Raw genomic sequence first — 18,567 nt, forward strand, 5'->3', positions numbered from 1 at the left:
CCTAAGTGAAATTACACGCGATACTGCAGCTCTTAGCCAAGACTTCTGACTAGCGACGGGTCACCCCCGTCAAGCAAGGTGGCGGATAATAGGGATCTTCTTTGGTGCCGTCAAACGTTTTTTGTAAATTAGTTACAACCACTTACAAAGCTGTTATTTACTGACTATTTTTCAACCATAAAACGCAAAAAAGGCGATGAAATATCATCGCCTTCTAAATTAGCTCCTAAAGTACTCCACTAGCGCCTGAACAAAGGCTTCGTAGCGCTAAGGTCCAAGCTAGTTGCGCTTTAACAACCTCGTTACTGGCCCAGACAGCGCGTAAGCCGCGAAAATAACTAACAGTGCTAATGGCGGGTTCATCGCCACCACCACAAAGATCACCACTAACAATACAATCTTGCGGATAGGCACTCGTCCCTTTAGGTCTAAACCTTTGAAGGAGTTGTACTTGAGATTAGTAATCATGGCCAAACCGGCAAAGGCAGTAACCACTGCGGCAGCCACTTGTACCCCAAAACTGGTTTCTACGTCATAGCCGAACCAAACCATACCCGCTACTAAGGCGGCGGCGGCCGGACTTGGCAAGCCGGTGAAGTAATTCTTATCTTCAACACCCACCATGGTATTGAAACGCGCCAAACGAATGGCCGCACAGGCCACATAGATGAAGGTAGCGGCTAGACCGACCTTACCCAAGCTATGGGTAGCCCAACTATAGGAGACTAACGCCGGGGCAATACCAAAGGAGCACATGTCCGACAAACTGTCATACTGAACACCAAACTCACTAGTGGTGTTAGTCAGGCGTGCCACCCTGCCATCCAGACCATCAAAAATCATGGCAAAGAAAATGGCAATGGCTGCGGTTTCGAACTGGGCATTCATTCCCGAGATCACCGCGTAGTAGCCACAGAAGACCGCTGCAGTAGTTAGTGCATTAGGCAGTAGGTAAACGCCTCTGCGACGTACCGGCTTCCCATCTTCAAGCACCTCTTCTTCGTGCTCATCCACGGGAAAGATGCCTTCGGCGGCTTCAATAGTCTGCTCAAAGGTATCCTTTTCCGGACCGTTTGTTTTGTTAGTTTCGTTACTCATATAACTCTCTATATAACGTCGAGTGTCGTAAGCATACAAAAAACGCGGCTAATTTGCCGCGTTTTTTTATCAGCTCATGATTTGCTGAGCTGTTTTACCTCGTAAATTACCGTGAGTCACCGGCCGTATTGAACTAACCGGCAACACCATCACAGCACTATTAGTTACGAGTTTTATCAATGATCTTGCTCTTGGCAATCCAAGGCATCATGGCACGAAGCTTCGCGCCCACTTCTTCGATTGGATGCTCTTCACCTAAACGACGCTCTGCCTTCAGGCGCGGCTGACCAGCCTGCGACTCCAACATGAAGTCCTTCGCGAACTTACCGCGCTGGATGTCATCCAGTACGCGCTTCATTTCCGCCTTGGTTTCGGCCGTGATGATACGTGGACCGGTTACATAGTCACCGTACTCAGCTGTGTTAGAGATTGAGTAACGCATGTCGGCGATGCCGCCCTGGTACATCAAATCAACAATCAACTTCAATTCATGCAAACACTCGAAGTATGCCATCTCCGGCGCATAACCCGCTTCAGTCAGAACTTCAAAGCCAGCCTGCACCAATGCTGAGGCGCCGCCACATAGTACCGCTTGCTCACCGAATAGATCCGTTTCAGTCTCTTCACGGAAATTGGTTTCAATGATACCTGAACGACCGCCACCGTTAGCACAGGCATACGACAGCGCCGTATCCTTCGCCTTACCTGAGGCATCTTGGTAGATCGCGATAAGTGTTGGTACACCGCCACCTTCCGTGTAGGTTGAACGTACAGTGTGACCTGGGCCTTTCGGGGCGATCATGATCACGTCAACGTCGGCACGCGGCTCAATCAACTGGAAGTGGATGTTAAAACCGTGTGCAAACGCTAGCGTTGCGCCCTGCTTTAGGTTTGGCGCGATGTCTTTCTCATAGATACCCGCCTGGTACTCGTCCGGTGCTAGGATCATCACAAGGTCAGCATTCGCCACAGCGTCAGCAATCTCGGCAACCTTAAGGCCTTCGCCTTCCGCTTTTTTCCAGCTAGCTGAACCCTTGCGCAGGGCAACGGTAACGCCTTCTACGCCAGAGTCGCGAAGGTTAAGTGCGTGGGCGTGTCCCTGTGAGCCGTAGCCAACAATGGCTACTTGCTTGCCCTTGATGATGTCAATGTTACAGTCTTTATCATATGAAACGTGCATGGTGTTGTTCCTTAATTCGTAAAGTTCGAATGCTTTAATTTGAGTAAAATTTAAATACTAAGAATCTTTTCGCCGCGAGAAATGCCGGAAATACCGGTTCTCACCACTTCGAGAATTTGTGTGTCGCCCACTGCCGCAATAAAGGCATCAAGCTTTTCCTGCTTACCCGCCAACTGAATGGTGTATGCCGTTGGCGTGACATCCACAATGTCACCACGGAAGATATCGGCGTTACGCATCACTTCTGCTCTGGCCTCACCCACCGCACGAACCTTAATTAACATTAACTCGCGCTCAATGTGCGGGCTCTCGGTGAGATCCACCAGCTTCACCACATCGATGAGTTTGTTTAAGTTCTTGATGATGCGTTCCATGTGGTCGTCGTCACCAACGGTAGTAAGGGTTAAGCGCGACAGCGTTGCGTCATCCGTTGGCGCTACCGTTAGCGTTTCAATGTTATAACCACGCTGAGAGAATAAGCCCACAACGCGCGATAAGGCGCCCGGGGCGTTTTCCATTAGAATCGAGACTATTCGTTTCATTAGGTACGCTCCGTTTTGCTAATCCACATGTCTTGCATTGAGCCATTTGGCATGATCTGCATGGGGTAAACGTGCTCGCTTTGATCCACCACCACATCAACGAAGATCAACTTATCTTTCTGGCTAAACGCCCACTCTAAGGCTGGCGCCAAGTCTTCTAGCTTCTCAACGCGAATGCCATCGTGACCATACGCTCTCGCCAGCGCGATGAAGTCTGGGAGTGAATCCGCATAGGTACTGGCCGAGTATCGCCCTGCGTATTGCATATCCTGCCACTGCCTAACCATACCCAAGGCCGAGTTATTCAGATTAATAATCTTTACTGGCAAGTTGTAGTGCGTACAGGTTGCCAACTCCTGAATATTCATCTGAATTGAGCCTTCGCCCGTCACCACGGCAATATCGCGCTCTGGATGCGCCAACTTTGCACCCATCCCTGCCGGCAAACCAAAACCCATTGTGCCTAGGCCGCCTGAGTTAACCCACTGGCGAGGCTCTTTGAACTGGTAGTATTGCGCGGCGAACATTTGGTGCTGACCAACGTCCGAGGTCACAATGGCATCACCGTTAGTGGCCTTGTACAACGCTTTGATCACTTCCTGAGGCTTAATAGGCCCATCGGCTTGCTGATCATAATTCGGCTGACGGTAGATACTGTACTGCGAGCGCCACTTCTCGATGCGCGCCCACCAGTCAGTTAAATCAACCTGCTCGAGCTCGGTATTCTGATAGATATCAATGGCATCGGTGAGCACCGATTTAACCGGCCCTACAATTGGTACGTCAGCGGTAACCGTCTTGGAAATCGACGCAGGGTCAATATCAATGTGAACAATCTTGGCGAACGGACAGAATTTATCCGGGGTATTGGTAACGCGATCATCGAAACGAGCACCCACCGCGAAAATCAAATCCGCATGGTGCATGGCGTTATTGGCCTCAACGGTGCCGTGCATACCCAACATGCCAATAAACTGCTCGTCGTTACCCGGGAACGCACCCAAACCCATGAGGGTATTGGTGACTGGCGCGCCACAGAGTCTGGCGAGTTCGGTAAGTTCGGCTGACGCTTCGCCCAGCACCACACCGCCACCGGAATAGATTACCGGGCGCTTTGCCGCCTTTAATAATTTCACTGCTTTGCGGATCTGCCCTAAATGCCCCTTCTGAATAGGGTTATAGGAGCGCATCTTCACTTCAGCAGGGTACTCGAAGGGATAGGTCTTGTCTGGGTGACACATATCCTTGGGAATATCGACTACTACCGGCCCCGGTCTTCCACTGCTGGCAATATAGAATGCCTTTTTGATGGTCTCGGGAATATCTTCGGTCTTCGTCACTAGGAAGCTGTGCTTCACGATAGGGCGCGATACCCCTACCATATCGGTTTCCTGGAACGCATCATCACCAATCAGATGGCTCTGCACCTGACCAGAAATCACCACCATTGGAATAGAGTCCATATAGGCGGTGGCAATACCGGTAATGGCATTGGTGGCACCCGGACCTGAGGTCACCAGCACTACACCGGGCTTACCGGTTGTCCGTGCGAACCCATCCGCGGCATGCGTAGCAGCCTGCTCATGACGAACGAGAACGTGTTCAATTTTGTCTTGTCTGAAAATGGCATCGTAAATATGTAGCGCTGAACCGCCTGGGTAGCCGAAGATCACTTCAACACCCTCATTCTGTAGCGATTTAACTAGCATGTCTCCGCCGTTAAGCATTTCCACGTTGTTTCCCCTTAGGAATGCAGCATAAATTTTGGCGCCTGTGGAACGCAGCGGATAAAAATTCGACGTGCTTGAGCTGAACTCAAGACTGATAGCAGATTTCCTTCCGACCCTGCGTGGTACACAAGAGGCCTTTCAGCAGATGCAAAAGTAAATGCACCTGTTGGACCGCTAGTGAGCTCATGGTAAAGCTAACTATCCCTGGACACTTTCGTGTTCAGGGCAAAACGAATCCCTTGTGCTCATTGTCGTCGAGGAGCGTTCAATGTCAATGAAAGACCGTACGAAAAATGAGCTTTTTTCATGGTGATTTAGAATTAGCTGCATAACCTACGCTTATACCGCTACCTCAATTACCGTGGACGGCGAGTTTTATGCTTGTTTTGATGATGTGTGGAGTGTGGTGTGCGCAGCGTTCCATACAGATACGCGCGTGCTGCGCAGAAAAAAATCCCGGCGCTAGTGTTAACTAGGCCGGGCACTTGGGGAGTATCGTTGGGGATAAGTTTAATGTGCTAATGCTACAGCTTTATTACTAAACACTAACTGATCGTTCTCAACCGTGGTGTAAATCACATCACCTGGCAGAAAGTCTCCTCGAAGGATGCGTTCTGCTAACTGATTCTCAACCAATTGTTGAACCGCTCGTTTTAGTGGCCGAGCTCCATAGACTGGGTCATAGCCCGCATCCACTATCTTACTCATTGCGGCAGCGCTTAATTCAATGTTCAACTCACGTTCGGCCAGACGCTTACGCAGGTGACCTAACTGAATATCGGCAATGCCAGCAATCTGATCCTTCGCAAGCGAACCAAATACCACCGTCTCATCAATACGATTCAGGAACTCTGGACGGAAGTGTGTTGATACCACCCCCATTACCGCTTCCTTAATGGCCTCGTAGCCTTCGTCGCGCTTCGCTTGAATTAGGTCTGAACCTAGGTTTGATGTCATCACCACCACGGTGTTGGAGAAATCAACGGTTCTACCCTGCCCATCGGTTAGGCGCCCGTCATCTAATACCTGTAACAGGATATTGAAGACATCGGGGTGCGCTTTCTCCACCTCGTCCAGCAATATGACTGAGTAGGGCTTACGACGCACCGCTTCCGTTAGGTAGCCTCCTTCTTCATAGCCTACATATCCCGGCGGCGCACCCAGTAAGCGGGCCACCGAATGCTTCTCCATGAACTCCGACATATCAATACGAACCATGGCATCTGGGGAATCGAAGAGGAACTCCGCGAGCGTTTTACACAGCTCGGTTTTACCCACACCCGTTGGCCCTAAAAATAGGAACGAGCCGTTTGGACGATTTGGATCCGAAAGCCCCGCACGGGAGCGGCGAATAGCATTCGATACCGCCACCACGGCCTGCTCCTGACCCACCACACGCTGATGCAAGATACCCTCCATAGCCAGTAGTTTGTCGCGCTCGCCCTCCATCATTTTGCTAATTGGAATACCGGTCCAGCGCGAGACCACGTCGGCCACTTCTTCCTCCGTCACCTTGTTGCGGAGCAGGGTGTTCTCTACCCCCTGTTCTTCACGTTCAGTAGCTTCTTTCAAACGCGCTTCCAAGGCGGGAATCACCCCGTACTGTAGTTCACTCATTTTAGCCAAGTCAGCCGCTCTACCCGCTGCCTCAAGATCCAAACGCGCCTTCTCAAGCTCTGTTTTCACCTGCTGAGCGCCCTGCAAAGTCGTCTTTTCAGCAACCCAGACATCATTAAGGTCAGCGTATTCGGCTTCCAACGCTTTGATATTGGCATCGAGATCAGCCAAGCGCTGCTGAGACGCTTTATCGTCTTCCTTCTTGATCGCTTCGCGCTCAATCTTCAGCTGAATTAAACGGCGATCCAACTTATCCATGGACTCAGGCTTGGAATCAATCTCCATGCGAATACGACTGGCCGCTTCGTCAATGAGATCGATGGCTTTGTCCGGTAACTGTCGGTCAGTAATATAACGCTGACTCAACTTGGTGGCCGCAATGATGGCGCTGTCACGAATGTCGACACCGTGGTGAACTTCGTAACGCTCCTTCAAGCCCCGAAGAATGGCAATGGTGTCAGCCTCGCTAGGCTCATCCACCAGCACTTTTTGGAACCGACGCTCCAATGCGGCATCTTTCTCCACGAACTGACGGTACTCATTCAGCGTGGTGGCCCCCACACAGTGAAGCTCACCACGCGCTAGGGCAGGCTTCAACATATTACCGGCGTCCATGGCCCCTTCGGCCTTACCAGCCCCAACCATGGTATGCAGCTCGTCAATAAATAGGATGACCTGACCCTCTTGCTTTTTTAGGTCCGTGAGGACGGCTTTTAGACGTTCCTCGAAGTCACCACGAAATTTCGCACCCGCCAGCAGCGCCGCGAGGTCCAGCGACAGCAAACGTTTGCCCTTCACGCCCTCTGGGACTTCGCCATTAACAATGCGTTGCGCGAGCCCCTCGGCAATGGCGGTTTTACCCACACCCGGTTCACCAATAAGCACTGGGTTGTTTTTAGTTCGGCGCTGAAGCACCTGAATAGTCCGACGAATCTCGTCGTCTCGGCCAATCACGGGATCTAATTTGCCGTTTTCAGCAAGTTCGGTGAGATCTACCGTGTACTTATCCAGCGCTTGGCGCTGATCTTCTGCGTTTTCGTCCATTACGCGCTCTCCTCCACGTACCTGCTGAACAACTGCTTCGAGTTGCGGCAATTTGACTGATTTCTTGAGTAGTTTGGCAACGTCATCGTTACCATCGAACAGCGCGAGTAGCAGCGTTTCGACGGCGACAAACTCATCGCCCATGGCCTGCATACGACGGTCCACAAGATTGAACGCGCGACTCAAATTTTGCGACAGGCTGATGTCGCCCGTGCTGTTCGTTAAGGTTGCCTGCTTATCCACCAAGGCTAGGGCGTCTTTACGCAAAGCAATGGTATCGGCATTGGCCGAGGCGAGTAACTTCGCCGCGGTTTTATCCTGTTGATCCAATAGCGCTACTAACAGGTGGCTGGTATCAATGGCGGCATGATTTCGGCCAGCCGCCAACGATTGCGCATCAGCAATAATAGCTTGGGTATTGCGAGTAAATTTATCTGGGCGCATGGTTTCCATCCTTAAAAATATTTGCTTGTTAAAGGATAGATGAGGTCGATAATTTATTTTTCAAGGCATAAAGGACAATTATTTTGTTTATTGTGGCAAAAAAGCCACATTAAATGAGTTTCTGCTAACGAAACCGCCTTGGTTTGGGAGATTAAGCTGCCGGGGGACCAACAAGGGTGGCTAGCCTATTAATAGTTTTATGGTGCCGATAACTGAAAAAACAAGGGTCCGCGGCAGTACAGAGCTGGCTTTGTTGCACATCCACGCCTGCGGTTTGCAGTTGGTGCTGGGCTAAGCCCGCTAAATCCGCGCGCAGATGCTCAGTGCCATCCGCTTGAAAATACGCGCTGAGATCCTGCTTCCATTTACTTTCAAACTCCTGACGAAAGCTTAGCGGGACTTGATACTGCGGCTGTGAAATCGCCGGGCCGATATACGCATGAAGCGCGTTGGCGCTGAAGCATTTCACGGCATTGAGCAAAATACCATTCAATAGTCCACGCCACCCAGCATGTACCGCAGCATACTGAGTGCCGCACTGGCTGTAGAGTATAACCGGCAGACAATCCGCGGTGAGCACCGCTAAGGTAGGTCGCTGGGCTAATGTTGTAGCGCTGGCGCGGGCAAACAGCCCATCCACGGTTGGCGGCGTTGAAATTGACGTTGGAATTGGCGCTGACGTTGACGCGAGAGTTGGCGTTGGAATTGACGTTGGGTCTGACGTTGAGGCTTGCAGCGGCAGATAGCGACCGTCAGCCGTGACTTCAGCCAGCGCCGTGGAGTGAACCTGGTTCATCCAGTGAATGGCGGTGCGCCAACCGTTGGCAATCTTTGCACGATTAGCCACAACGCGCTGCGGTTCATCGCCCGTATGCAGCGCCATATTGCCGTCAGCCGCCTCACTCACACCAATCAGCAGTGGCGAGGCGGTTGCCAACGGGACCCATCTCAAAGCGAGTCTTCCGCCTTAATGATTGCCAGCAGGTGAGCCATGTCATCTGGTAACGGCACTTCCCACTCCATTTGATCACCGGTTTCCGGATGAATTAGCTCCAACGCCTTGGCGTGAAGTGCTTGGCGCGGGAAGTTGCGCAGCGTATCGAGCAGTAACTCGGAAGCGCCCGCTGGTACTTTTTGTCGGCCGGCATAGGTGGTATCGCCCACCAGCGGAAAACGGAGGTGCGACATGTGAACGCGAATTTGGTGTGTTCGGCCAGTCTCCAGTTTTACCCGCACATGAGTGTGGTGTCCGAAGCGTTTGAGCACACGATAGTGAGTGATGGCTTCTTTGCCGCCACTCTTGACCACCGCCATCTTCTGGCGTGCTTTGGGGTGCCTACCAATTTGCGATTCAACCACCCCACCTCCGGTCATGGTACCCATTGTAATCGCCTCGTACTCACGACCAACCGTTCGCTCATGTAATTGCGCCACGAGATCAGCATGAGCGGTAAGTGATTTCGCCACCACCATGAGGCCGGTGGTGTCTTTATCTAAGCGATGCACAATGCCAGCACGCGGCAGCGCAGCACAATCAGGAGCATGGTGAAGAATAGCGTTCAGCAAGGTGCCGTTACGATTGCCAGCGGCCGGGTGAACCACAATGCCGGCGGCTTTGTTGATGACTAACAGGTGGTCATCTTCGTACACCACTTCCAACGGAATGTCTTCAGGCTGATGGTCTGAATCCGGTTCTAACTGAACCTCTAGGCTCACTATGCTTTCTACATAGACCTTCTCTTTTGCCTTCAGCGGATGACCGTCCACCACTAAATCGCCACTTTTAATCCACGTTTGTAGTCGGGCGCGTGAATAATCGGGGAACAAAGCCGCCGCAACGTGGTCGAAACGTTTACCGCTAAGGTCGCTGGGAACTACTTTTGATGCGCTTATCGTCTCTAACATAAGTTTTTTCCAAAAAGGTTTCTGCCAGTAGGTGCTTATGGTTAAATACTGGCCTATTAAATATAAAGATATCCGTTTTTTTTCGTTGGGAGTTAAATTGTAATGAGCCTGTTCAGAATTGCTGGCCTTTCACTAATTGTGTTGTTGTCGGCCTGCTCGAGTACAGAAGAACAAGAAACTTCCGAACAACAGTTGTACACGTCTATTCAAGGTAGTTTGCGCTCATCACAATGGGATGCCGCAATTTCTAAGCTCCACCGTATTGAATCTGAGTACCCGTTCGGTAGTTTCGCAGAACAAGCACAGCTCGAATTAGTGTACGCATATTACCAAAGTAACGAGCCAGATGCTGCCATTAGTGCCGCGGATCGTTTCATTCGTCTTCACCCCTTGCATGAAAAGGTAGACTACGCCTATTACATGCGCGGTTTGGCGGCGTTCACCCAGAGCCAGAGTGTTATTGAGCGCTTTATGCCTACGGATATCACCCAGCGTGATCCGGGCGCGGCACGTGAGAGTTTTAACTACTTTAAGCAGCTGACTGATCGCTATCCCGATAGCATCTATGCGTGGGATGCTACGCAGCGAATGATCTATCTTCGTAACGTGCTGGCACGCTATGAACTTCACGTTGCTAACTACTATTTCACTCGCGGTGCTTATGTTGCGGCATTGCGTCGTGGTCAGTTCGTACTCGAAAACTTCCCAAGCACTCCAGCGGTTCCGGATGCGCTAGCGACCATTATTCAGGCCTATCACTTGCTAGATATGAATGATCTCGCCGATGAGAACTTGGCAGTACTTAAGCTGAATTACCCAAGCTATCCGCTGCTTGATGACGACGGTCAACTTCAGTTGGCGAGAAATCGTGGTGCGAACCAGCGTTCTTGGATCAACCAGTTGACCTTCGGTCTTGCTGATCGTCCAGAGCCACCGGGTTTCGACACCCGCATTGACGGCGAGTTTGAGCGCGACTGGGACGAAACAACTCCCCAGCCGAACTAATCAAACCGATAAAAAAACGAGCCTAGCGCTCGTTTTTTTTGGCCGCTGGAAATTGACGGATGGGCGGCCTAGTGGAATGAAGGGCCCGGCAACACGCTACCAATAGCTGGGATCACTCAGCGCCGCAATATTTTGATCTTGGCTGCATTAAGTGAATTGCATCCTAGTGACAACCCTTCTGAGTTAGATTCCCGGTTTCCATCCGTTGGTGATGGGGTAACGACGGTCACGACCGAAGCCACGCTGAGAGATTCGCACACCGATTGGTGCTTGGCGGCGTTTGTACTCGTTAACGTCAACCAGACGCACCACCCGATGAACATCGTCAGCATCAAAGCCCGCCGCAATGATCATATCCCGAGATTCGTCACAGTCGATGTATCGATAAAGAATCTGATCCAAGATGTCGTAAGACGGCAAGTTGTCCTCATCTTTTTGATCGGGCGCCAGTTCCGCCGAGGGTGGCCGGTCAATCACACGCTGCGGAATCACTGGTGACAGAGTGTTGCGATAAGCCGATAGTTCAAATACCAAGGTCTTTGGCACATCCTTAAGGACGTCAAAGCCACCGGCCATGTCACCATAGAGCGTGGAGTAACCAACCGCCACTTCACTCTTATTACCCGTAGTCAGAACCAATGAACCATTTTTATTGGATAGGGCCATGAGGAGCACACCGCGCGCTCGAGCTTGAAGGTTTTGCTCCGTGGTATCTACCTCGCGGCCTTCAAAGTGGGGTGCCAGCTCCTTCATAAAGGAATCGTAGATGCCCTCAATAGAGATAACTTGGTAATCCACGCCCAGCGTTGTTGCCTCTTCCGCCGCATCCTGAATACTCATCTCCGAGGTATAACGGAACGGCATCATCACTGCCGAAACGCGTTCAGCACCTAAGGCGTCTACGGCAATCGCCAGTGTAAGAGCCGAGTCGATACCACCGGACAAGCCCAGCACCACGCTGGGGAAGCCATTCTTATTCACATAGTCTCGCACCCCTACCACTAGCGCTTGGTAGGCCGAATCCAAATAGGACAATTCCGCGGCACGCTCAGTGGCTGGAATCTTAACACCGTCATCGGTATTGATATCCACATAGGCTAGCTGCTCTTCGTAGCGGATTAGCTCAGACAGGATCTCACCGTCTTTTGCCACCAAGAGAGAACCACCATCAAATACCAACTCATCTTGACCGCCTACTTGGTTAACATAGACGATAGCCGCGTTCGCCTCGCTGGCGCGCTGCTGTAATAGCTCAATGCGTTCGGACTGCTTATTCTGATGGAACGGCGACGCACTAAGATTGATCAACACATCAATCTCGCCCTGCGAATAATCCTCACAGAGGCCCGGATGCCAGATATCTTCACAAATTGAAACACCAAAATTAACACCTAGGAAATCAACCAGCATCAACTCACTGCCGGGCGTGAAATAGCGGTGCTCATCGAACACTTGATAGTTCGGCAATTTCTGCTTGAAGTATTCGCCCACCAACTGGCCACCGTCAAAGAAGCCCGCGGCGTTATAGAGTTTGCCTTCTTCGTGGCGCGGGTAACCCACCACAACGGCAATACCATCCGTAGCCATGGCAATCTCGTCAAGCGAGCGTTCAACACGCGCCTTCAAACTTGGACGCAGCAACAAATCCTCTGGCGGATACCCTGTGAGGGTGAGCTCGGGGAAGATCACTAAATCTGCGCCCTGTGCTTTTGCCTCCGCAATGGTTTGTAGAATTACTAAGGTATTGCCTTCGATAGCCCCTACATGTGGGTTAATCTGTGCCATTGCTAATTTCATGTTGGTTCCTACTTTGGTGTTCCCGTAATGGGCGCTATTGTTCACAATTACCGGCAGAAAGGCAAAGTGTCTTTATACCTACACAATTGTCACTTACACTGATCTATCCGTAACGACATAAAGAGTGCTATGGCTGCTACCAAATTCGCCCTGTCGCAACAGCGATACTTAACGCTAAGAAGCTACAGTATATACCGTCTGCTTCTCGCTATCGCGCTGATCACATTGCTTTGGGCTGACTTAACCCAACAGCTAGTTGGTGATTATGAGAGTGATATCTTTAAGTATAGTGTGTATGCGCTAGGTATCGTTGGGCTGATTGGCCTGAGCGTGATCTTTCGCCCCCCGTTCGATCCAAATAGTCAGGAAATTGTTGGGTGGCTGCTCACTGACACCTGTCTTACCTTCGCGTTCATTTACGCCACCGGTGGTTTGGGGAGTAGTTTGCTGCCGCTTTACCTGGTGATTGTGGTGGTTGGTGCAGTATTACTGCAGGGGCAGTTGGTGTTCCTTATTGCCTCAGTGGCAACCATTAGCCTGCTAGTTGCCGCCGTATCCATTGCCAACAGTACTTCCGAGGCACAATCACTGTTCACCGCAGCCGCTTGGGGATTCGGTCTCTTTCTCATGGCGGGAAGTGTGTCGCTGCTCGCCAAGCGCCTCTACGCCACAATGGAATCTGAAGAAGCGCAATCTTCGCTGATTATCGAACTACAGGCGATCAACAATCGTATCATCGGCCGAATGAATACGGGGGTGATTGTGATTGACCACCTACTTAATGTGAAACAAATTAACCCCGCCGCGAAACGACTTCTGGCCTGTGAAAACGAAGATATTCGCAATCTTAGCGCGCTGAAAGAGGCTGCCGACTGTTTTCATCAATGGCAGGAAAACCCTCATCACTACGCCCGAGAGATAGCCGTTGATGATACGCATGTGGTGAAGCTGAGTTTCGTTGAGCTGGTAGAACAGCAGGAGAGTTTAATATTCATTGAAGATCAGGCGCGTCTGCGCTATCGCGTGGAGCAAATGAAGTTGGCCTCACTTGGCCATTTAACCGCCAGTATTGCGCACGAGATTCGCAATCCTCTGAGTGCTATTAGCTATGCACGAGAATTGCTTTCTCAGGCGCCTGAGCTCACCGACGATTCACGTCACTTCCTGGACATCATTCAGCGTCAGGAACACCGAGTGAACCGTATTGTGAGTAACACCTTCGAACTCTCAAAGCACGATAGCGTCAACAGCGAGCGGATTGACCTGAAGCCCTTCCTTGAAGCGGTCCTTCAAGAACTCCAAGAAATGCACGAATTTCAGAGTGGCGATATCATTTTTGCTGCCAACGAACCCGCATTCACGGTAGAGTTTGACCGCGACCACTTACGCCAAATTACTATGAACTTATTCGAAAACGCGAAGCGCTATGGCAAGCTCCCCATCTCCGTTGAGTATCGAATCCTTGCCGGCGCGCTGTCACTGGATATCTGCGATCAGGGTGAGGCGCTTGACGACTCCACGCAAAAACAGATTTTTGAGCCATTCTTCACATTGTCCGATAAGGGCACGGGCCTAGGTTTGTATATTAGTCGCCAGCTATGCCAAGCTAACCGTGCAAACCTCATGTATAGCAATTACCGAGGGCATTCTCGCTTCAGTATTGTCATGTCAAGTTGGTCTAAGACTGCCGACGATTAATAATAGGAACACCATGAAAGACGCCAGAATTTTAATTGTTGATGACGAAGCCGACATTCGCGAACTACTTGAAATAGCCTTACTTCGCATGGGCGCCAATACGTCTACCGCTAGATCTGTGAGTGATGCCTATGCCAAGCTCAATGAGAACGAATTCGATCTAGTACTCACGGATATGAAAATGCCCGGTGGCGATGGCTTAGATATCATAAGACACGTTCAGACCCTTAAAAATCAGCCTCCCGTTGCCATGCTCACCGCCTACGGCAACACCGAGTTAGCTGTGGAGGCGCTTAAAGCTGGTGCCTTCGATTTTGTCTCAAAGCCCATTGCGTTAGATAAACTCAGATCGCTAGTGGAAGGGGCCGTCAACATCTCGAAAACCAACCTTGCACCCAAAGCGAGCCTGATCGTTGGCGAATCTATTCCCGTGCAAAAGCTTCGCAAGCAGATAGCTAAGCTCTGTAATAGCATGGCGCCGGTCTACATTTCGGGCGAATCAGGCAGCGGTAAAGAGCTGGTTGCCCGAGCCTTACACAGTGAAGGCAGCCGGGCCGCGCAACCTTTCGTGCCGGTAAACTGCGGGGCCATTCCCGCCGAGCTCATGGAGAGTGAATTCTTCGGCCACAAAAAGGGGAGTTTCACCGGTGCTCATTCCGACAAAGCCGGCTTATTCCTTTCAGCCAACGGCGGTACGCTCTTTCTGGATGAAGTAGCTGACTTACCGTTGGCCATGCAAGTGAAGTTACTTCGCGCCATCCAAGAACGAGGCGTTCGAGCCGTTGGCGGCGAAGTGGAGCAAGCGGTTGATGTCCGAATTCTCTGTGCAACCCACAAGAATCTGGTAGACGAAGTTGAAGCCGGCCGTTTTCGACAAGACCTCTATTACCGTCTGAATGTTATTGAACTACCCGTTCCTCCCCTGCGGGAACGGACCAGTGATTTACCCATGTTAACCAATCACTTCCTCGCACGTTTCGCTGCTCGCGCTGAGTGCAGCCAGCCTGCCCTAAGTGAAAGTGCACGACAAACACTTTCGCACTACGCTTTCCCAGGCAATATTCGCGAACTCGAGAACATCCTGGAACGCGCCTTTACGCTCTGTGAAGATGACAAAATAGAGGCAGCCGATTTAGGCTTGAGCGCGAACACAACCCAGATGCTTGATAGCGTAGATGACGTGGACAACATTGACGAGTTCCTAGCAGTGATGGAACGACAAGTCCTAATCCGTGCCTTAGAAAAAACACAGGGAAATAGAACCGAGGCCGCTAAGAACCTTGGTATTAGTTTTCGAAGCATCCGCTACCGTCTAGACCGATTAAATATTAATGTTGACGAAATTGACGCGCCCTAGCGCTTAAAAATTCAACCTTTGTGGGGCTCTCAACAGAGCGCTTCTGTTGCTAGTCTCACCGAATGAATCAATTTCCTTTTCGCCAATCAAGCAAAACCATTCGAGCCGTGCCTACGAGGGTGGGTTCAGTTCCTACTCTCCGACCAAGCAAAATCACTCCTGCTTTGCCTACGAGGATGAGTGAAGCCTCTGTTCGCAAACCGAGCAAAATCACTCCTGCTTTGCCTACGAGGGTGAGTGAAGCCTCTGTTCGCAAACCGAGCAAAATCACTCCTGCTTTGCCTACGAGGGTGAGTGAACGGGGTGTGCTACTTATCGAACTATTGGCCTACCTCGTTATTCTGAGCATGGCGAGTACCGCATTTATGAGCTGGCTTAACTACTTACAACGCCAGCATTTAAGCACGGAGCTAAGTCAGCTTCAGATGGCCTTCCTTGGCGCCCAACAGTTCGCGATTGCCTCGGGAAGAACAGTCTTTATTTGCCTCGCCACAAGTGATTATCAATGCACTCAGAACAAGGCCGATGCCACCCAATGGCTAATCCACCACGATATTAGCCAACCCACCAGCCCAGCTACTGTCACTATCCTGCAAACCCTTCCTCGAGATACTAAGGTTTCATTGGAAGGTCGCTGGCAAGTATGGCGCGTGGGCCGAGATGGACTAATGCGCTCGTGGGGTAGTTGGTTGCTATGCAGCGGCTCAAATGGCGCCAAGGTCACCATCAATCGCGGGCTAAACTTCGCCAGTACCCCGCAACATTGTGAGACTTAGAGTGCGGCAGCATCTCGTAACACAGCAAGACTTGGAGTGCGGCAGTTCCTCGTAACACAGCAAGACTTGGAGTGCGGCAGTTCCTCGTAACACAGCAAGACTTGGATTGCGGCAGTTCCTCGTAACACAGCAAGACTTGGATTGCGGCAGCCTCTCGTAACACAGCGAGACCTAGATTGCGGCAGCCTCTCCTAACACAGCGAGACTTAGATTGCGGCAGCATTTCAAACACTACGAGGCTAAGACTTCGTCAACAACTCAAAACACATTAATAGCCACAACGAATAGCTAAAACCATCAGCCGTTAGACAACACACTCAACACTAGCTAGATGAGTGAAGCGCACAGTCGGGCACGCCGTCACGACCTCCGCCTTAGCTCTGGCGACGAGGCTGAAGCCACCGGTAGCGAGCGCTTCGAATTCAACCGAAAATTCCGCTTCGAGCTCTGCGGCAGTGACACTATCCACCCATTCATAGCTTCCCTTTTCAAGGGCACGCCGGTTAAGTTGCTGTTGGATAATCTGCCAATGGGCGCGCCGCTGTTCATCCTGAGCTCGCACAACGTGCTGCTGATACCTTGGCAGAGCAATGGCTGACAGCACACCAACAATCGCCATTACCGCCAGCAGTTCAATCAGCGAAAATCCCCTCACTTTCATCCAGTTCCCTCCGGTAGATGATCTGTATACTTCGTGTTGCGTGGTCATAGCGTATTGCTTCACCACCCTGAGTAGTTTGACTGGCAATTGGCAAGGCCATATCGAATCCCTGTCCACGGAGTTCAATTGTTTCAACAATTACGTGATTGTTGGAGCCACCATCAGTACCCAAAAACTCAATGAGGCATTCTTCGATCAGCGGCAGCTCGGATTTCGCCCACTGCGAACGCAGCCATTTGCACAGCCACTGCTGGATAGTATTGCGCGTATCACTAGTTCGCCGAGGGTTGAACCCATCTGGTGTGCCGTTTAGCGCCCCCGAAGACGGAATATCAAGCTTGCTGGGTCCATCTGGATGATCATCTAGCATTGTAGAGGCGCCACTAATGAGGTAGTTCAGAAAATTGCCCGAAATGCCCAGATCGCCGTTGAGTTCACAGCCACCGTAATGACTATTTAGTTCATCATCACTTGGACTATTTTCTAGCTCAAGCCCTTGCTGGAGCCAACAGCTACCGGGAGGAAAAGGCCCTTCATATTCATGCTGTGGATTGAACGCTGGGACACTCTCAAAACCCTCTAAACTCTCAAAGTTCTCAAAGTTCTCAAAGTTCTCAAAGTTCTCAAAGTTCTCAAAGTTCTCAAAGTTCTCTAAGCTCTCTAAGCTCTCTAAGCTCTCTAAGCTCTCTAAGCTCTCTAAGCTCTCTAAGCTCTCTAAGCTCTCTAAGCTCTCTAAGCTCTCTAAGCTCTCTAAGCTCTCTAAGCTCTCTAAGCTCTCTAAGCTCGTTAGGCTATTGGCAGGCCCCATGAAGTCAACACTGCCTCCTAGCCAATACGCTGCAAGTTGCAGCAAAATTAAGGACTTGGCAGAGCGAAATAGCTTACCAAACACCATAGAGCAACCACCCCTCCTGCATAATAAAGACGTTTTCCTGCTGCGCCTGATGATTAGCTTGCGCTGCACGCGCTACAACGAAGTTAGCTCTTAAATAGGGGCGCATGGTTCCGTCCAAATTTAGAAAGCAGAGAAACTCAATACCCGTATAGACCTGTGAACCATCCTTATGGGCTGTTAGCGTCATCCAATTGGTATTGAAACTCCCCTCCTCGGAAAGATAGGGCACCTCGGGTTGAAAGAACTGATTGCGGTGACGTTTACAGCTTGTGTTGCTCTCACGATCTAGCCAATCTCCCAGAAAGCACTCCCCCCCGTGGCACCTTCCACCGATAAAGCTTACCAAGCCCTGATTGAATACCCGTTGTTGCGCAAGATCAAAGAATTCTTCGGCCTCTGCCCGATAGCTATCACGTTGCGACCGCAGCGCTTGATGTTGTGTGGATAACTTACTCATGGAAACAGCCGTGACGACGGCTAAGGTCGCCAGCATCAAAAGCACTAAGCCCGTTAAGAGTGCAGAGCCATATTGTCGAATAGAAGTAATCGGGACTCGCGGTTGGCGACATACAGTGGGCGCCCGTTCTTCACTTCTCATAGAGGTATCTTCATTTCGAGTAGCGTAACCTTCGTCTCGAGTAGAGGTATCTTCATTTCGAGTAGCAGTGCCTTTGTCTCGAGTAGATGTACCTTCATTTCGAGTAGCGGTGCCTTTGTCTCGAGTAGATGTAGTGACGGCGCTCAGTGCGAGATTTTCAGCTTCGAGCGCGGCTAAGTCATATAAGGCGTTCCGATCAAGTTTATTCATAGACCCCGTG

General features: G+C 50.9%; 15 protein-coding genes. 4 read left to right on the forward strand and 11 right to left on the reverse strand.

The features are described from left to right. Positions 1-279: 279 nt before the first annotated feature. From pssA to rluD, 7 genes are all read right to left on the reverse strand, one after another. Complete coding sequence (gene pssA / locus DFR27_RS11460; protein ID WP_121877621.1) at positions 280-1,098, reverse strand: CDP-diacylglycerol--serine O-phosphatidyltransferase; 819 nt, start codon at positions 1,096-1,098, stop codon at positions 280-282. A 160-nt stretch (positions 1,099-1,258) separates the two neighbouring features. Continuing rightward, positions 1,259-2,278, reverse strand: coding sequence for a ketol-acid reductoisomerase (gene ilvC / locus DFR27_RS11465; protein WP_121877622.1), 1,020 nt, complete (start codon positions 2,276-2,278; stop codon positions 1,259-1,261). A gap of 50 nt (positions 2,279-2,328) precedes the next feature. Beyond that, positions 2,329-2,820 (reverse strand): acetolactate synthase small subunit, encoded by a 492-nt coding sequence (gene ilvN, locus DFR27_RS11470; RefSeq protein WP_121877623.1) that lies wholly within the window; start codon positions 2,818-2,820, stop codon positions 2,329-2,331. After that, entirely contained in the window at positions 2,820-4,553 is a 1,734-nt protein-coding gene (locus tag DFR27_RS11475) for an acetolactate synthase 3 large subunit (protein WP_121877624.1), read from the reverse strand. The genes ilvN and DFR27_RS11475 overlap by 1 nt, the downstream gene beginning before the upstream one ends. Before the next feature lie 507 nt (positions 4,554-5,060). Next, positions 5,061-7,655 (reverse strand): ATP-dependent chaperone ClpB, encoded by a 2,595-nt coding sequence (gene clpB / locus DFR27_RS11480; RefSeq protein WP_121877625.1) that lies wholly within the window; start codon positions 7,653-7,655, stop codon positions 5,061-5,063. Between the two features lie 151 nt (positions 7,656-7,806). Then, entirely contained in the window at positions 7,807-8,607 is an 801-nt protein-coding gene (locus DFR27_RS11485; RefSeq protein ID WP_147434541.1) for a purine nucleoside phosphorylase YfiH/LACC1 family protein, read from the reverse strand. Then, a complete protein-coding gene (rluD, locus tag DFR27_RS11490) occupies positions 8,604-9,560 on the reverse strand; it encodes a 23S rRNA pseudouridine(1911/1915/1917) synthase RluD (RefSeq protein ID WP_121877627.1) in 957 nt (318 codons plus the stop codon). Before rluD ends, DFR27_RS11485 begins: the two co-directional genes overlap by 4 nt. 102 nt (positions 9,561-9,662) lie before the next feature. Between rluD and DFR27_RS11495 the strand changes: the two genes are divergently transcribed. Then, complete coding sequence (locus tag DFR27_RS11495) at positions 9,663-10,565, forward strand: outer membrane protein assembly factor BamD (protein ID WP_121877628.1); 903 nt, start codon at positions 9,663-9,665, stop codon at positions 10,563-10,565. Between the two features lie 183 nt (positions 10,566-10,748). On the opposite strand, the gene DFR27_RS11500 is transcribed toward DFR27_RS11495, so the two are convergent. Continuing rightward, a complete protein-coding gene (locus DFR27_RS11500) occupies positions 10,749-12,362 on the reverse strand; it encodes an NAD+ synthase (protein ID WP_121877629.1) in 1,614 nt (537 codons plus the stop codon). Between the two features lie 129 nt (positions 12,363-12,491). Between DFR27_RS11500 and DFR27_RS11505 the strand changes: the two genes are divergently transcribed. The 3 genes from DFR27_RS11505 (at position 12,492) to DFR27_RS11520 (ending at position 16,193) form a co-directional block, all read left to right on the forward strand. After that, on the forward strand, positions 12,492-14,060 hold the full coding sequence (locus tag DFR27_RS11505) for a sensor histidine kinase (RefSeq protein WP_121877630.1): 1,569 nt from the start codon (positions 12,492-12,494) through the stop codon (positions 14,058-14,060). 13 nt (positions 14,061-14,073) lie between these two features. Next, positions 14,074-15,417 (forward strand): sigma-54-dependent transcriptional regulator, encoded by a 1,344-nt coding sequence (locus DFR27_RS11510; RefSeq protein ID WP_121877631.1) that lies wholly within the window; start codon positions 14,074-14,076, stop codon positions 15,415-15,417. Positions 15,418-15,722: 305 nt separating this feature from the next. After that, positions 15,723-16,193 (forward strand): pilus assembly FimT family protein, encoded by a 471-nt coding sequence (locus DFR27_RS11520; RefSeq protein ID WP_121877633.1) that lies wholly within the window; start codon positions 15,723-15,725, stop codon positions 16,191-16,193. Between the two features lie 304 nt (positions 16,194-16,497). Here the strand turns inward: DFR27_RS11520 and DFR27_RS12745 are convergent, their stop codons facing one another. From DFR27_RS12745 to DFR27_RS11535, 3 genes are read right to left on the reverse strand one after another with little or no spacing between them, the layout of a single operon-like run. Continuing rightward, positions 16,498-16,854 (reverse strand): type IV pilin protein, encoded by a 357-nt coding sequence (locus DFR27_RS12745; RefSeq protein ID WP_121877634.1) that lies wholly within the window; start codon positions 16,852-16,854, stop codon positions 16,498-16,500. Continuing rightward, positions 16,826-17,749 carry a hypothetical protein gene (locus tag DFR27_RS11530; protein ID WP_121877635.1) on the reverse strand — a complete coding sequence of 308 codons (924 nt, stop codon included), beginning with the start codon at positions 17,747-17,749 and terminating at the stop codon, positions 16,826-16,828. Before DFR27_RS11530 ends, DFR27_RS12745 begins: the two co-directional genes overlap by 29 nt. After that, positions 17,736-18,557 (reverse strand): hypothetical protein, encoded by an 822-nt coding sequence (locus DFR27_RS11535; RefSeq protein ID WP_121877636.1) that lies wholly within the window; start codon positions 18,555-18,557, stop codon positions 17,736-17,738. The genes DFR27_RS11530 and DFR27_RS11535 overlap by 14 nt, the downstream gene beginning before the upstream one ends. Between the last annotated feature and the right edge of the window lie 10 nt (positions 18,558-18,567).

It is taken from the genome of Umboniibacter marinipuniceus, assembly GCF_003688415.1.
GTDB lineage: Bacteria > Pseudomonadota > Gammaproteobacteria > Pseudomonadales > DSM-25080 > Umboniibacter > Umboniibacter marinipuniceus.

Coding starts and splice junctions, on each gene's coding strand:
- clpB (WP_121877625.1), bottom strand. CDS start 7,655: ATGCGCCCAGATAAATTTACTCGCAATACCCAAGCTATTATTGCTGAT.
- DFR27_RS11530 (WP_121877635.1), bottom strand. CDS start 17,749: ATGGTGTTTGGTAAGCTATTTCGCTCTGCCAAGTCCTTAATTTTGCTG.
- ilvC (WP_121877622.1), bottom strand. CDS start 2,278: ATGCACGTTTCATATGATAAAGACTGTAACATTGACATCATCAAGGGC.
- rluD (WP_121877627.1), bottom strand. CDS start 9,560: ATGTTAGAGACGATAAGCGCATCAAAAGTAGTTCCCAGCGACCTTAGC.
- DFR27_RS11510 (WP_121877631.1), top strand. CDS start 14,074: ATGAAAGACGCCAGAATTTTAATTGTTGATGACGAAGCCGACATTCGC.
- pssA (WP_121877621.1), bottom strand. CDS start 1,098: ATGAGTAACGAAACTAACAAAACAAACGGTCCGGAAAAGGATACCTTT.
- DFR27_RS11505 (WP_121877630.1), top strand. CDS start 12,492: ATGGCTGCTACCAAATTCGCCCTGTCGCAACAGCGATACTTAACGCTA.
- DFR27_RS11495 (WP_121877628.1), top strand. CDS start 9,663: ATGAGCCTGTTCAGAATTGCTGGCCTTTCACTAATTGTGTTGTTGTCG.
- DFR27_RS11535 (WP_121877636.1), bottom strand. CDS start 18,557: ATGAATAAACTTGATCGGAACGCCTTATATGACTTAGCCGCGCTCGAA.
- DFR27_RS12745 (WP_121877634.1), bottom strand. CDS start 16,854: ATGAAAGTGAGGGGATTTTCGCTGATTGAACTGCTGGCGGTAATGGCG.
- DFR27_RS11500 (WP_121877629.1), bottom strand. CDS start 12,362: ATGAAATTAGCAATGGCACAGATTAACCCACATGTAGGGGCTATCGAA.
- ilvN (WP_121877623.1), bottom strand. CDS start 2,820: ATGAAACGAATAGTCTCGATTCTAATGGAAAACGCCCCGGGCGCCTTA.